This window comes from Nostoc sp. KVJ3 (assembly GCF_026127265.1).
Lineage (GTDB): Bacteria > Cyanobacteriota > Cyanobacteriia > Cyanobacteriales > Nostocaceae > Nostoc.
In genome coordinates this window covers 2924291-2937620 of sequence record NZ_WWFG01000001.1, presented here as the reverse complement: position 1 = coordinate 2937620, position 13330 = coordinate 2924291, and the positions used below count along the sequence as shown (strand labels likewise).

Below are 13330 nucleotides of genomic sequence, written 5' to 3'. Positions count from 1 at the left end.
TAAAAACGCAGATTAGTAAGAAAATCTTGGTTTTTGAAGTATATAATCCCCTAACTACACCAGTCTTAGGGTTGTTTTTTTTTTCATAGCGAACAATCCACTAAAAGCTTACAAGTAGATATATCACACTATTACGTAAATATATGTAATGGCGTGTTTAAGTTTTTTATCATCTTCATAGCTATATTAGTTGATTATATTTAATATAAACCTAGTAACATAAATTAGGAGAGTGTTGATTGCTCAGAGAAATAAAGCAACTAGGTTTATCCTCAGCACCAGCTAAAGGCCCCGCTATATATATTCAGAAAGCGATCGCTAAAAATTTCACCTAAAGGCTTATCTTCAGTACCTCTAGGCATTTTTTGATTTGTTGAACTCAGATTAAATTTAATGAATTCTCTCTCTGAGTAATTGTTCTTCTAAAGCAGCAATGCGATTGTATGCTGCTGTTAATTGTGCTGTCAGTCGTTGTATTTGAATTTCTGGTGTTATGTTATCTCCAGATTGACGATGCATGTCTAGATAAATACCATCTGTTAAGACATCTTTGTGTTCCATCTCTGGATTTAAACTGATACGTTTGAACTGGTAGCTGCCAGCCGCACCATTTTCCTGATAATTATCCTTTGCTTGTGTATTCGCTAAAGAACACTCTGAGAAAGCTTGAGTTACTTTAGCATCAAGCTGTTCAATCACTTGGCACAGGGCATCTAGTTTCTCGCTTAAAGTCAGAATCTGCTGCTGTAATAGCTCCATTTAATACCTTTTATCCGTACATTTTCTTTATGTTATTCAATTTACTCCCAACCTTAACTATACTTATGAATTATTTAAGTATTGATAATTTTTGCGAGAAATGTGACATTTAAATTATTACTTCTAAATATAAGCAAAGTTTTACTATCAGTACCACTAAGGACATTTATGGAGAAAAATTCATATTTAGGTATTAATTTGCCGGAAAAATTGCTAATTTGGGTCAAATCTTCAAATTTACCCACATTAACAAGAAAAAATACCGATAATTTTCCAACTTCATTTTTTCACTTAGTCAGGCTCTGGTGAATATTTGCTTAATATTAGGTATAATCAAAAATCTCAAATCCAAAATCAATGGATCGACGGTCTTTCTTACTAAGTACAAGTACATTGGCACTTTCACAACTGCTTTTTGGCTGTAGTGGAAATAAGCAGATGCAATTAAAAGTACAGTTATTAAAAGGTTCTATACCTGGTCAGGTAGTTAATCAATTTCACAATGGTTTGCAGCAACAGGTGCAGTTAAAGTTTGCTCCAGTCGAGCAGATACAGGATTTATTTCAGGAATTACAAAGTTGGCAGCAGAAGCCAAAACCTAGTGATGAAGAGGGATGGAGGCGTTTTATACCCTTTAAGCAAGGTCATAAAACAGCTGATGCAGACCTAGTGACATTGGGAGATTATTGGCTAAAAGCAGCTATTGAACAGAAACTGATTCAACCCCTCCAGGAGGTACAGGGAAATCAATTAAAGCAATGGTCTGCTTTAGATGAAAGGTGGAAACAACTGGTAACACGCAATGATGAAGGTAAATTGGATACTCAGGGGAAGGTGTGGGGTGCGCCTTATCGGTGGGGTAGCACGGTGATTGTTTATGACCGTGACAAGTTGCAAGAATTGGGTTGGACACCCAAAGATTGGAGTGATTTGTGGCGAGATGGAATACAGCAGCGCATTTCTCTACTGAATCAACCACGAGAAGTTATTGGTCTGGTCTTAAAGAAGCTGGGAAAATCTTATAATACAGAGAATCTTGACCAAGTGCCAGACTTGGAAAAGGAATTACAGAGATTAAACCAACAGGTAAAGTTCTATAGTTCCAATAATTACTTAGAACCTCTAATTATAGGGGATACTTGGTTAGCGGTTGGTTGGTCGAGCGATGTACTGCCAGTTCTGGGACGTTATCCGCAACTTGGCGTAGTTATCCCCCAGTCAGGAACAGCAATGTGGGCAGATTTGTGGGTACGTCCCGCAGGTATTGCTAAGGGTAGTTTATCAGATCAATGGATTGATTTTTGTTGGCAACCAAGTATAGCTAAACAAATTTCGATGTTGACCAAAAGTAATTCGCCAATTTCTACAAATATTGCTGTTTCCGATATCCAAGAACCATTATGGAGCTTGTTGCAGAGCGATGTCTACGACGGGCTACGCCTACGCAAAATTTTCGATAAAAGTGAGTTTTTGCTTCCCTTACCCCCATCAGCAATCAAACAATACGAGTCTTTATTCTCCAAAATTAAGGTTTAATTGGGAATTGGGAATTGGGCATTGAAATTTTTTCATCTTCCTTCTGTACAGACGCGATTATCGCGTCTCTCCTAACTATTAGAGTAATGTTGTAACCCTATCTTGTTCTTAATAGTAGTTTGGATACTACATAATGCTGGACTTGTACTAAAGTTGCAAGTGTAGGTTGCCAAGGGTTCTTTTTGATAGTTAAATACTCGGATGTTGTAACCAAAGTTACGTGCAGCGCTACCCAAGCGATTTACGAAGTCGTAGCGCTGTACATAATCTAATAAACTCCAAATTTGCTGATTTACGATTAAGTCTACTCGTGCAGGTTCTTTTCCTGAAGCAGGGTATGCTATCCAATTATCCAATAGCTTTTTCTCGGAGTTTTGTTGTGCCCACCATAAACTCGGAACGGTCAATTGTGCTGGATTAATGGTATTAGCTGTGATTACGTAATCTTTTGGCTTGGTCAATAAGTCTAGTTCTAAAGGCGCGTCAGAAGGTAGCGGTATTGAAGGAGTTTGCGCTAGTGAGGGTGAGACTAGTAAAGTGGTAAGGCTAATGGTTAGTAGTAATGAAAACGATGTCTGGCGATGGCTGCACCAACGCCAAGGGCGAACGCACAGTTTAAGTATATGCATAGCTAATTTACAATACTGCCTTTGGCGAGAAGCAAGCTATATAATTCGTAATTAGGATATTTGATACAGGAAGTTTCCTATAAGTTCCGTTGTTTAAATAATATATACAAAGAACAATTTTGTCTGATTCGTAATTTTAAATTAAAAATTCGCTATGAAACTGCTTTAAATTTAATAATTAATTATCTTGGGGGATAATACTGTGGATTAATAACTGGAGATTGATATCCGTTTGTTGGCACAGTGCCTGTTGTACCATTGGGTGCAGGAATCACAACAGGGGGTTGATAACCATTCATGGGTACAGTGCCTGTGGCACCATTGGGTACAGGACTCACAATCGGGGGCTGATAACCAGTTGCGGGTATAGTGCTTGTGGTACTATTGGGTGGTACAGCATTCTGGCTAAACTCTTGGTAGGCAGCACGAGAAATTGAACCGATTAATTTTTCGGGGCGGGGGTCATTTTCGGGGCGTTGTACCATGACAGAAGCTATGTAGCGCTTGCCAGTTGGAACAACTATTAAACCTGCATCTGCTAACATTGTAGCAATATCGCCCGTTTTATGGTAAACTCTAGCACCTGTTCCTAAACCTGATGGTAGTAGAGTGTCTCTCTGGGTGCGACGCAAGATATCGAGCATGAGGTCGCGTGACGGCACACTCACTAAATTTCCCTGACTCACAATAGCCATTAAATTAGCCAATTCTCTCGGACTTGTGGTATTTGTTCCTTCCAAGTCTGGGAGTTGATTATGGATTGTTGTGGTTGTTAATCCCCAAGTGCGGAAACGCTGGTTTAACGCTTCTATTCCTCCTAGTCGGGCAATCAGCATATTTGTCGCTGTGTTGTCACTGATTGTAATCATTTTGGTGACTACGTCCAGAGCGGTGTACTGCGTTCCGGCTGGTTTGTATTGCAGAGTTCCCGAACCGCCAGCGATTACATCTTGTTGCATGGTTAGCATTTCATCCAGGCGAATTTTCCCTGAATCTACATCCTGGAAAAAGGCAAGTAGAATCGGTACTTTAATTGTGCTAGCTGCTGGAAAGCTGGTAGAGCCATTGATATCTACATAATTACCATTATCTAAATCTACTAAGAAAACTCCGGGTGTAAGATTTGGGTTGGCCGCCACCAAATTTTGCACGGTATTTTTCAAAGGGGTCATTTCTTGGGATAGATACAGACTCGAAGCTGCAACTTGGGGAGCTTGGGTAGGTTGCGGCTGCGATCGCACCACATTACTATTAGATTGCGGCGCAGAAGTTGTGCTGATGCGATTAGCTGGGTCTAATACTGACAACACCGTGCCCACAATTGCACCCATCCCAACACCTACAATCAACAACCGGACAATATACAACATGGTTTTGGCCATTGGCTTTAACCGCGTCTTCCGCGATGAGCGTCTGCCGATTTTTGGCTTTTCCATTCGCACTGTTTTCACCATCACAGCACCCGGCCGGAAGGGAGGAATTTTCCCCTTGACAGTGGGTATTGGTTTTACTGCCTTTGGCATGACTAACCCCGATTTTACCCTGCGTGTAGCCGCAGGGATTGGGGGAGGACTGATGCGATTTTTTGGGCGTGCTAGGGGCGCATCTCGTCCATTAGCAGCTTGCTGCTGGCTATTAGCTTTAACTTTCTTTTGTGCCACTTTTTGAACCTTTTGTGGCCGTTGGCGGCCATTTATGGGTTGTCGCCGCGAGAAAGCTGTTAGTTCGTCACTTGACTCTGACACAGTTACTCCTTGTGACCTACTTGGCTGTTTTCTTGGAGACTCCTGACCCAAAACTTAATCTTTAAGTAATATTAATACTCAAATTCCACTTTGCTACTAAGTAGCATTTGTGTGTTTAGTTTAAGCTATATTCAATATTTTGGGGGGATAATTGCGTATATATTAAACGAATAATTATAAGTTTTCACCATCCCTCTGGTTTTTAAGGGCCCATTCTACCTGCTGTAAAATTCCTCGGAGCATGGCGACTTCCCCAGTTTTCAAGTGAGCGCGATTATATAGTTGGCGAAATTTCCCCATACGGCTAGCTGCTGTATGCGGATATACATAACCAATTTTCAGTAATAATGATTCTAATTGCTGGTAGTATCCTTCCACAACATCTAAGGGTGCGAGTTCAGTTTGAGTTATGGTTTGAGTGTCAGTTTGCTGGGCACATTGTGACAATTCATAACAGCAAATTGCGACAGCAGTAGCCAAATTCAGGGCTACATAATCTTGACTTGTAGGAATACCAACAAACCTCTGGGCATAATTTAATTCTTCATTGCTTAATCCTCGGTCTTCCCTGCCAAAAATTAGGGCTGCGGGTTTTTCTGGTTCCTCCAGTAACCAGGGTAGTGCAGTCCGAGGATTTTCTAAGGGTGTTTCTAAACTCCTAACGCGACCAGTAGTAGCGATCGCCCGGACACATCCATGCAATGCTTCTGGTAAGGTCGCCACTAATACGGCAGATTCGATAATTTCTTGAGCGTGAACAGCCATCATCAAAGCTTCCGTCGATAGTGGATCGCATTGGGGATTCACTAATACTAAATTATATAGCCCGAAATTTTTCATGACTCTGGCGATCGCGCCGATATTTATCGGCCCGGCTGGTTCTACCAACACAATTCTTAATCCAGCCAAGCCCATTTTTTGCCTCCTGCGATCGCACCAGATAATACTTACAGGTTAATTTTCAGCATTGTGTATTCTGCTGAAGAGTTTCCTTGAAATTATTTTAACTGTGTAAGTGAATACCTGCGTCAGGTTTGAACAGTTCAGCGCAATTTTTGCCGTTGGGCTAGTCGTTCGTCACTATTTATTTGTAGTAATCTGATCGTTGTACGTCCCAGTACTCACAGTCAGCTGGTCAAATAAGATAAGTTACCTGCTTTAATCATCACAACTAAGTGTTCAATACGTTCATACTCATCTAGCTCTTTCAACTCCGTGGGTGTAAGTTCACCTGCGTTACTGCGTGTTAACAAGGTACGCAATCGTTCTTGCATTTCGGGAGTAGGTTTAAATTCAGCAATTTGTTCAGGAGTGGGGCTGCTGGTCAAAAAATCTAGGATATATCGGTAAACTTGTGCTGGTACAGCTGGTTGTTGGAGACTCAATGCAAGTAGTTCAGGTAAGCGATCGCCTACTTGTGCTAGTTGTTGAGATAATTCCTCTGATACTTCTAGGGTGATTCTCGGCATATTGCGCTTTCCTGAAGTAGTGTGTCCTTTTCTTCATTGTAAAGGTGGTTGAACAGGCATTAAATCAATATTGCTCACTCTACTGTAATATCAACGTTGTAACATCACGTGATTTTACTGAACAATGCCACAGCCAGCCCAAATAAAAAGCTTCAGGAAACGTCGATTTCCTCAAATTCTCACCAGAACTTTGATTGTGCTGTTATTGCTGGGGCTATTGTTAGCAGGATTCGCTACCTACACTGTTCGCCAATCCTTTCCGCAAGAGAATGGCACAATTCAACTACCTAAACTCAAAGCTGAAGTAACCGTCCAGCGAGATAAATGGGGAATTCCCCATATTTATGCTGCCAACTCCCACGATTTATTTATGGCGCAAGGTTACATTCACGCCCAAGACCGCTTTTGGCAAATGGATTTTTGGCGACACATCGGTTCTGGACGACTCTCAGAAATGTTTGGTTCTTCTCAGGTTGACACTGATAAATATCTGCGGACTATGGGTTGGGCGAGGGTGGCGCAGCAAGAAATTCAGGAAATTAATGCAGAGATGAAGGCATATCTGGAAGCATACTCAGATGGTGTCAATGCTTATCTGGCAGAGCATCAAGGCAGCGCCCTGAGTCTAGAATACACTGTGCTAAAATTCCTGAATCCTGGGTATAAGCCAGAACCTTGGCAAATACTGCATTCCCTGACTTGGGGGAAGGTGATGGCTTACGATTTGGGCAGAAATTTCCAAAGCGAAATTGAACGTGCTATCCTGCTGAAAACTCTTACTCCTGCTCAAGTAGAGGAACTTTATCCACCATATCCTCAAGATTTGCCAGTGATTTTACCTGAGTTCCAAAAAGGGAAAACAGGGGAGGATGAAGATTCTGACGATACGCCATTTACTGCCTTTGATATTGAGGAAGTAATGGAGTCAATTACCAAGCCAATGATTGCTTTGGAACAACTCATCGGGCCGACGGGAATAGGTATTGGTTCCAATAGTTGGGTAATATCCGGTCAGCGTACAGATACAGGTAAGCCAATTTTGGCAAATGACCCCCATTTGGGTGTGCAAATACCCTCTATCTGGTATGAAGTTGGTTTGCACTGCACATCTAAAAGTGCAGAATGTCCATACAACGTTACAGGCTTTTCCTTTGCGGGAATGATTGGGGTAATTGTCGGTCATAGCGATCGCATTGCCTGGGGTGTTACCAATGTACAATCTGATGTAATGGATTTATACATTGAGAAAATCAATCCCAAGAACCCCAATCAGTATGAGGTAAATGGCAAATGGGTTGATATGAAACTCGTAAAAGAGACGATTCAAGTTGCCCGAAGTCAGCCGATTGTGCAAACGGTACGCTATACCCGACATGGGCCGATTCTCTCTGATGTTTCACCCAATCTGAAGGAGTTTCAGCCAAATCAGCCCTTAGAAATACCGCCAAACTACGCCGTAGCCCTGCGCTGGACAGCCCTAGAACCTTCCAAATTAGCCTATACTGTTCCCCAAATCAATCGAGCGCAAAACTGGCAAGAATTCCGCACTGCTGCCAAAAATTATGATGTCCCGGCTCAAAATTTGGTCTACGCTGACGTTGATGGCAATATTGGCTACCAAATGCCTGGTAAATTTCCCATCCGAGCTAAGGGAAATGGCCGTTATCCCGTTCCTGGTTGGACGGATGCTTATGAGTGGCAAGGCTATATTGACTTTGAGCAGTTACCCAAAAGTTTCAATCCACCTCAAGGTTATATTGCTACTGCCAATAATTTAGTTATGCGTAAATACCCTTACCTAATTACCGCAGACTGGGTTTATGGCTATCGCGCCCAGCGCATCGTTGAGATGATTTCCCAACAAAGGGAGCCGATTTCTGTGGAAGATGTGCAGGAGATACAGGGGGACGATCGCAATCTCAATGCTCAAATATTAGTACCGCTACTGCAATCTATCACAGTTGATACTGCCCGTTTGCAAGCAGCCCAAAAACTTCTCCGAGATTGGAATTTGCAGTTGGGAATGACATCACCTGCTGCTGCCTTGTTTGAAGTATTCTGGAAACACTTGCTAGCAGATACCTTTCACGACCAGTTACCTGAGACATACTTTCCCAATGGGGGCGATCGCTGGTATGCTGTGGTGGCAAATCTGGTAAAACAACCCAATAGTTCTTGGTGGGATAATCGCAACACCCCAAAAGTTGAAAACCGCGACCAAATTTTGCAGCAATCTTTTACAGAAGCCGTGGATGAACTAGAACGAATTCAAAGCCAAGATCCGAAAAACTGGAATTGGGGCAAACTACACACTGTTACTTTTCGGAATGCCACTTTAGGTAAATCTGGGGTTGCACCGATTGAAGCTTTATTTAATCGTGGTGCATTTACTACGGCTGGTAATGGCGAAACGGTGAATGCTAATCGATGGAGAGCAAATAAATCCTTTGAGGTGACAGATATTCCTTCTCTACGAATGATTATAGATTTGGGAAATTTGGATAACTCAGTCGCAATTCATACACCGGGACAATCAGGCCATGCTTTCCATACCCACTACAACGATATAGTTGACTCTTGGCGCAATATTGAATACCACCAGATGCTGTGGGAACAAAAGAATATCAGAGATAACACTGCTGCAACATTGAAGTTAGTTCCAAAATTGAGAGAATAAAGCGCAACCTGACTCAATACTGTTCGGTTAAGGCAAGAGACGCGATAAATCGCATCTTTAGGATCTTATGACTTACACGAACCACAGAGAACGCAGAGGTCACAGAGAAATAAGAGTTTGAGAGGGTTTTTGCGTAAGTTCCTAGATGTATATCTTTTCATCGACAGGACTTACGCACAGACTACGATTTTACGTCATTACGAGCGAAGCGAAGTAATCGCAAAGGCTTAGTTTGTCGTCACGAGTGCGTAAGTCCCAATCGAATAACCTTAACCAAACCGTATTGCAACCTGACTTTACAAGGATTTTTCACCGCAATCAGCAACCTCGCACTTAAAGTTTGATGGCAACGATGCGAATTCTTCGATAGTCGGCTGTCCAATTACCTTCTTGATACAGTGTCGGCAAAAGATGCTTTTCCACAGCGCGAATTATTTGTATTTTTTGGTCAGCAGACAGTCCTGCTAGAAAAGCATCAGCAAACATCTCAAGCCAGTTTGCCATCCCTGCTTTGCCTTCTGTTAGGGGAGTAGGACGAGCAAATAAGGTTGCATAAGTAACATCAAAGCCTTGTTGTTCTAGTAGAGTAGCGTACTCACCAATACTAGGAAAATACCAAGGATTCAGTGCTTGTGGGGGGATAGCGATCGCTTCTAAAGCACTGGACAAAGCTTTGACGATCGCTTGAATATTTCCTTTACCACCAAATTCAGCCACAAAACGCCCCCCAGGTTTTAATGCTTGATGTATGGAAGCGATCGCCGCATCTGCTTCTTTAATCCAATGTAAAACAGCGTTGGAAAATACTGCATCCAATGGTTTCAATACTTGGAAATCTCTGGCATCAGCAACATCAAAGCGGAGATGGGGATAGTTTTGTCTTGCTGTCTCAATCATCGAGGATGCGCGATCGATTCCTGTTACCTCAGCACCAGTTTGAGCAATTTTTGCTGTCAGTTGCCCAGTTCCACAACCAAGATCCAAAATGGATTCTTCAGGTTTGGGGTTGAGTAGTTTCAGCAAGTTCTCGCCATATTGCCAGACAAAAGCGTGTTTATCCTCATACAGGTTTGTATCCCAATTATTATCGAGTAGTGGAAGATTATTCATAAACTATGAAATTAAATTACAGAGTATTGGTTTGCTAGTCGTCAACCAAGTTCGGTAGGTTGATGACTGCATAATCATCACAATAAAAAATATTATTAATTATGTCCAATATATATTTTGACCTTAATTAATATTTAAAAGATATCAGTTCAGCTAACAGATGGAACTACGACACCTGCGCTACTTTGTCACCTTGGCGGAAGAACTGCATTTTGGAAGGGCAGCAGAACGATTGCACATTGCCCAACCTCCCCTCAGTCAACAAATCCGCCAGCTAGAGAAGGAATTGGGCTTTGAACTGTTTCACCGCACAAAACGAAGCGTGCAGTTAACAGAAGCGGGGGTGGTTTTTCTAAATGAAGTCCAACAAATTTTTAGGCAATTGCAGCAAGCAATCCAAGTCGGGCAACAAACTAGTCGCGGTGAACTCGGAGAGTTAGCGATCGGCTTTGTCAGTTCTGCCGCATATAATATTTTGCCAACTATTTTGCGAACCTTTCGGAATTGTGTCCCTGGTGTGAATCTAGAGTTGCATGAACTGACTACAGATCAACAATTAGAGTGGTTACGCACAAGTCGGATAGATGTAGGCTTTGTCCGTCCACCTGTGGAGGAAAATACATTTAGCTGGGAAATAATTTTTCAAGAGTCGCTGATAGTAGCATTACCTGAAGCACATTTGCTAGCAAATCAATCTCATGTGTGTTTGCGATCGCTTGCTAATGAACCCTTTATTTTATTTCCCAGAATATTAGCGCCTGGACTTTACGACTTAATTATTAGTCTCTGCCAGCAAGCAGGTTTTAGTCCCTCTGTAAGTCAACAAGCCATTCAGATGCAAACAATTGTTAGCCTAGTGGCAGCCGAAATAGGTGTTGCAATTGTGCCGGCATCTTTACAAAATCTGCAACGAACTGGGGTAGTTTATAAAAATATCGAACCAGCCAGCCCAAAAGTTGCCATTGCAATGATTTGGCGCAGCAGCGAGACATCCCCAACAATACAGAGATTTCTGGAGATAGTCAGACAATCTGCCTGACAGTGGTTAGCAAATGACGGTTTTTTATTCTCCTCATTTCCAATATAGATGAGGGGATGAACGAGATGAGAGAGAAATAACCAATGCCCAATTAATAATCAATTTCTTTCCACCCATGCATGGATGCTATACCTTTAGTAACCCATTCGATGACAATTGGGGGAGCTTCTGATATCAAGATGCCAGGATAAACTGCTGCACCCCATTCGGGATGAATTAATACACGGCATTGATTTTTAATCACTGGATAGTTGAGTAAAGCTTTGACAACTGCTGTGTCATCGTGAGGAATTGCGCCGGGATGAGACAGTAAAGGGTAGCCTGTACGAGGATCGATCAGGTCAGTTAAATAGCCGCGATCGCGCAGATTAAATGCTAAATCGCAGCCAAATCGCATAAACTTTTCTCGTAAGCGTTCTTTCTCTGACTCTACTTCTGCTGTCTTTTTGACTAATTGATAACGCGATCGCTGTAAGACAATCACGACTCGTAAAAATGGCTGCCGTTTCCAATCTGGTAATATCCGTTCGCAGTTAGCACAGATATATTGACTGGGAGCATGAATTGAAATTTGAACCGCTTGTCCCGTTTCGCCAACTAAGTTAATAGGACAGGCTTGCTCCGAAGTGTAAACTTTGGGATAGTTCACTAAATTGATTCGGCTAATACAAGTTTTTTAATTTAATCTACGGTATAGATGATAGCTCTTAAAAGTACAGAAAAATCATCATTTTCTTATCTTATGTTACTTTTTTTAGAAACATTTGCTAATAATTTGAGAATTTTAATCCGAATTTTATCCTTTATTAACCTGTGTTTATGGGATTTGTTGCGATCGCTGTAGCCATTGGCATAGATGCAGAGTGTCATAGACAAGCGATGCATATAGCTGGCTACGCCTACGCTCCTGAAATCTGTTCGATTAAAACCCCAAAAAATCAACTCCATCTCACCCAATTAATTGAGTTTTAAAGAATTCACCGGTACTTCATCCCAAGAATCGACTGTCCGCAATTGCGCTACCCAACCTGCTGCCTTTTGATTTTCAGTCAAATTATTCTGAAATGAATCATGACACTCTTTAGCTTGAGATTCATTACAAGTAGCAATACAGGCATGAATCATCCCAGACGGATCAATTTGCTCATTTACCCAAATAGTCATGGAATATTCCCTCGAAAACTGTATTGAAAAAATCTATTTGTTATTTTAGAACAATATTAGAGTCAAAAATTGCAGAGCAAAATCGGTAACAAGTAGTGAACTAATCCCAATTACTGATTGCTAATTTACAATTACCCAATTCCGCTTTATCTATTAGGCACATAAGATTTATCACCTCTTTCATAGCGACGACGGTAGAGTAATTCTAACTGTCCACCATATTCTTGAATCCAAGCTATCTGGCGCTGGTAGAGTCCACGGAAGGTATTAGCAAATAATAATGTAAAGATTGCTACTACTAACCCTGATGCTGTGGATACTAAAGCTTCACTAATTCCAGATGTTACACCTGTTGTTTTAGTACCTCCCACATCTCCAATATTTAGAGAGGCAAAGGAGTTAATTAATCCTAAGACAGTGCCTAGAAGTCCCAACAGAGGCGCAAGACCAATAATTGTCTCAAAAATGTTTTGCGATCGCTTGAGTAAGGGAATTTCGCCTTGTGCTTCACTTTCTAATGCCAAACGAAATTCTTCTGGTGTCGGCTCCTCTAATTCTAAAGCTGCTAAAAAAATTCGAGCGATTGGTAAATCAGCATTCTTTTGTAATTTATCTAAAGCACTAACTACATTATCAAGGCGATAAAGCTGTAGCACCTCTCGCACTACCTTGTTTTGCCGATTACTTATTCTTACCCAAAAGATGATCCGTTCGATAATCAGGGCTACGCCTAACAAAGAGAAACCCAGCAGAGGCCACATGACTACGCCACCTGCTGTAAATAAATTACTAATTTCCATTTATTATTTTTTAACTTACCAACAACGCTAGATTAACAGATCGCTGTTATACAGCAGTTTAAGGCTGCATTGCATTTACAGCAGCTTTTTAGCTATCCTCAGCTTGGCCGATCGCGATCGCAGGTTATTGAGAATTTATTTTTAGCAGTAACTTTAACAAATGTTAAGAGGATGTTTGAAAAGTTCTCTTGTTGGTAGCAAAACTTTTAGATCCCCCTAAATCCACGCCACGTGCTTCAAGTCGGGGAACCCGCCCAACGCAGTGGCTCCCCTTAAAAAAGGGGGACTTTAACTCCGGTTCCCCCCTTTTTAAGGGGGGTTAGGGGGGATCGATTAAGTGCCTAAAATCATAACCAATTACTTTTCAAACAACCTCTAAGGAGTTGAGATTATTCCTACACC

General features: G+C 41.6%; 13 protein-coding genes. 4 read left to right on the top strand and 9 right to left on the bottom strand.

Annotated elements, in window-relative coordinates:
* Positions 1–390 precede the first annotated feature (390 nt).
* A complete protein-coding gene (locus GTQ43_RS11470) occupies positions 391–759 on the bottom strand; it encodes a hypothetical protein (RefSeq protein WP_265272731.1) in 369 nt (122 codons plus the stop codon).
* A 357-nt stretch (positions 760–1116) separates the two neighbouring features.
* Between GTQ43_RS11470 and GTQ43_RS11465 the strand changes: the two genes are divergently transcribed.
* A complete protein-coding gene (locus GTQ43_RS11465) occupies positions 1117–2295 on the top strand; it encodes an extracellular solute-binding protein (RefSeq protein WP_265272730.1) in 1179 nt (392 codons plus the stop codon).
* A gap of 71 nt (positions 2296–2366) precedes the next feature.
* Here GTQ43_RS11465 and GTQ43_RS11460 read toward each other — a convergent pair whose 3' ends face one another.
* The 4 genes from GTQ43_RS11460 to GTQ43_RS11445 all read right to left on the bottom strand — a co-directional run bounded on the left by GTQ43_RS11460 (position 2367) and on the right by GTQ43_RS11445 (position 6138).
* A complete protein-coding gene (locus GTQ43_RS11460; RefSeq protein WP_265272729.1) occupies positions 2367–2924 on the bottom strand; it encodes a hypothetical protein in 558 nt (185 codons plus the stop codon).
* 182 nt (positions 2925–3106) lie between these two features.
* Positions 3107–4669 carry a serine hydrolase gene (locus tag GTQ43_RS11455; RefSeq protein WP_265272727.1) on the bottom strand — a complete coding sequence of 521 codons (1563 nt, stop codon included), beginning with the start codon at positions 4667–4669 and terminating at the stop codon, positions 3107–3109.
* 174 nt (positions 4670–4843) lie between these two features.
* Positions 4844–5584: an RNA methyltransferase gene (locus tag GTQ43_RS11450; protein ID WP_265272726.1), complete on the bottom strand. Its 741-nt coding sequence runs from the start codon at positions 5582–5584 to the stop codon at positions 4844–4846.
* 212 nt (positions 5585–5796) lie between these two features.
* The gene (locus GTQ43_RS11445) at positions 5797–6138 is read right to left on the bottom strand and encodes a hypothetical protein (protein ID WP_265272725.1); all 342 of its coding nucleotides are present in this window, start codon (positions 6136–6138) and stop codon (positions 5797–5799) included.
* Positions 6139–6262: 124 nt separating this feature from the next.
* Here GTQ43_RS11445 and GTQ43_RS11440 point away from each other — a divergent pair, with 124 nt between their 5' ends.
* Positions 6263–8815: a penicillin acylase family protein gene (locus GTQ43_RS11440; RefSeq protein WP_265272724.1), complete on the top strand. Its 2553-nt coding sequence runs from the start codon at positions 6263–6265 to the stop codon at positions 8813–8815.
* A gap of 333 nt (positions 8816–9148) precedes the next feature.
* Here GTQ43_RS11440 and GTQ43_RS11435 read toward each other — a convergent pair whose 3' ends face one another.
* Entirely contained in the window at positions 9149–9925 is a 777-nt protein-coding gene (locus tag GTQ43_RS11435) for a class I SAM-dependent methyltransferase (RefSeq protein ID WP_265272723.1), read from the bottom strand.
* A gap of 160 nt (positions 9926–10085) precedes the next feature.
* Here GTQ43_RS11435 and GTQ43_RS11430 point away from each other — a divergent pair, with 160 nt between their 5' ends.
* Positions 10086–10964: a LysR family transcriptional regulator gene (locus GTQ43_RS11430; RefSeq protein WP_265272722.1), complete on the top strand. Its 879-nt coding sequence runs from the start codon at positions 10086–10088 to the stop codon at positions 10962–10964.
* A gap of 91 nt (positions 10965–11055) precedes the next feature.
* On the opposite strand, the gene GTQ43_RS11425 is transcribed toward GTQ43_RS11430, so the two are convergent.
* Positions 11056–11613, bottom strand: coding sequence for a methylmalonic aciduria and homocystinuria type D protein (locus GTQ43_RS11425; protein WP_265272721.1), 558 nt, complete (start codon positions 11611–11613; stop codon positions 11056–11058).
* A gap of 164 nt (positions 11614–11777) precedes the next feature.
* Between GTQ43_RS11425 and GTQ43_RS11420 the strand changes: the two genes are divergently transcribed.
* Positions 11778–11936 (top strand): hypothetical protein, encoded by a 159-nt coding sequence (locus tag GTQ43_RS11420; RefSeq protein ID WP_265272720.1) that lies wholly within the window; start codon positions 11778–11780, stop codon positions 11934–11936.
* Here GTQ43_RS11420 and GTQ43_RS11415 read toward each other — a convergent pair.
* The gene (locus GTQ43_RS11415; protein WP_012411265.1) at positions 11922–12128 is read right to left on the bottom strand and encodes a hypothetical protein; all 207 of its coding nucleotides are present in this window, start codon (positions 12126–12128) and stop codon (positions 11922–11924) included. The two genes, GTQ43_RS11420 and GTQ43_RS11415, sit on opposite strands and share 15 nt — an antisense overlap.
* Before the next feature lie 146 nt (positions 12129–12274).
* Positions 12275–12928 (bottom strand): MotA/TolQ/ExbB proton channel family protein, encoded by a 654-nt coding sequence (locus GTQ43_RS11410; protein ID WP_265272719.1) that lies wholly within the window; start codon positions 12926–12928, stop codon positions 12275–12277.
* Positions 12929–13330: the final 402 nt, after the last annotated feature.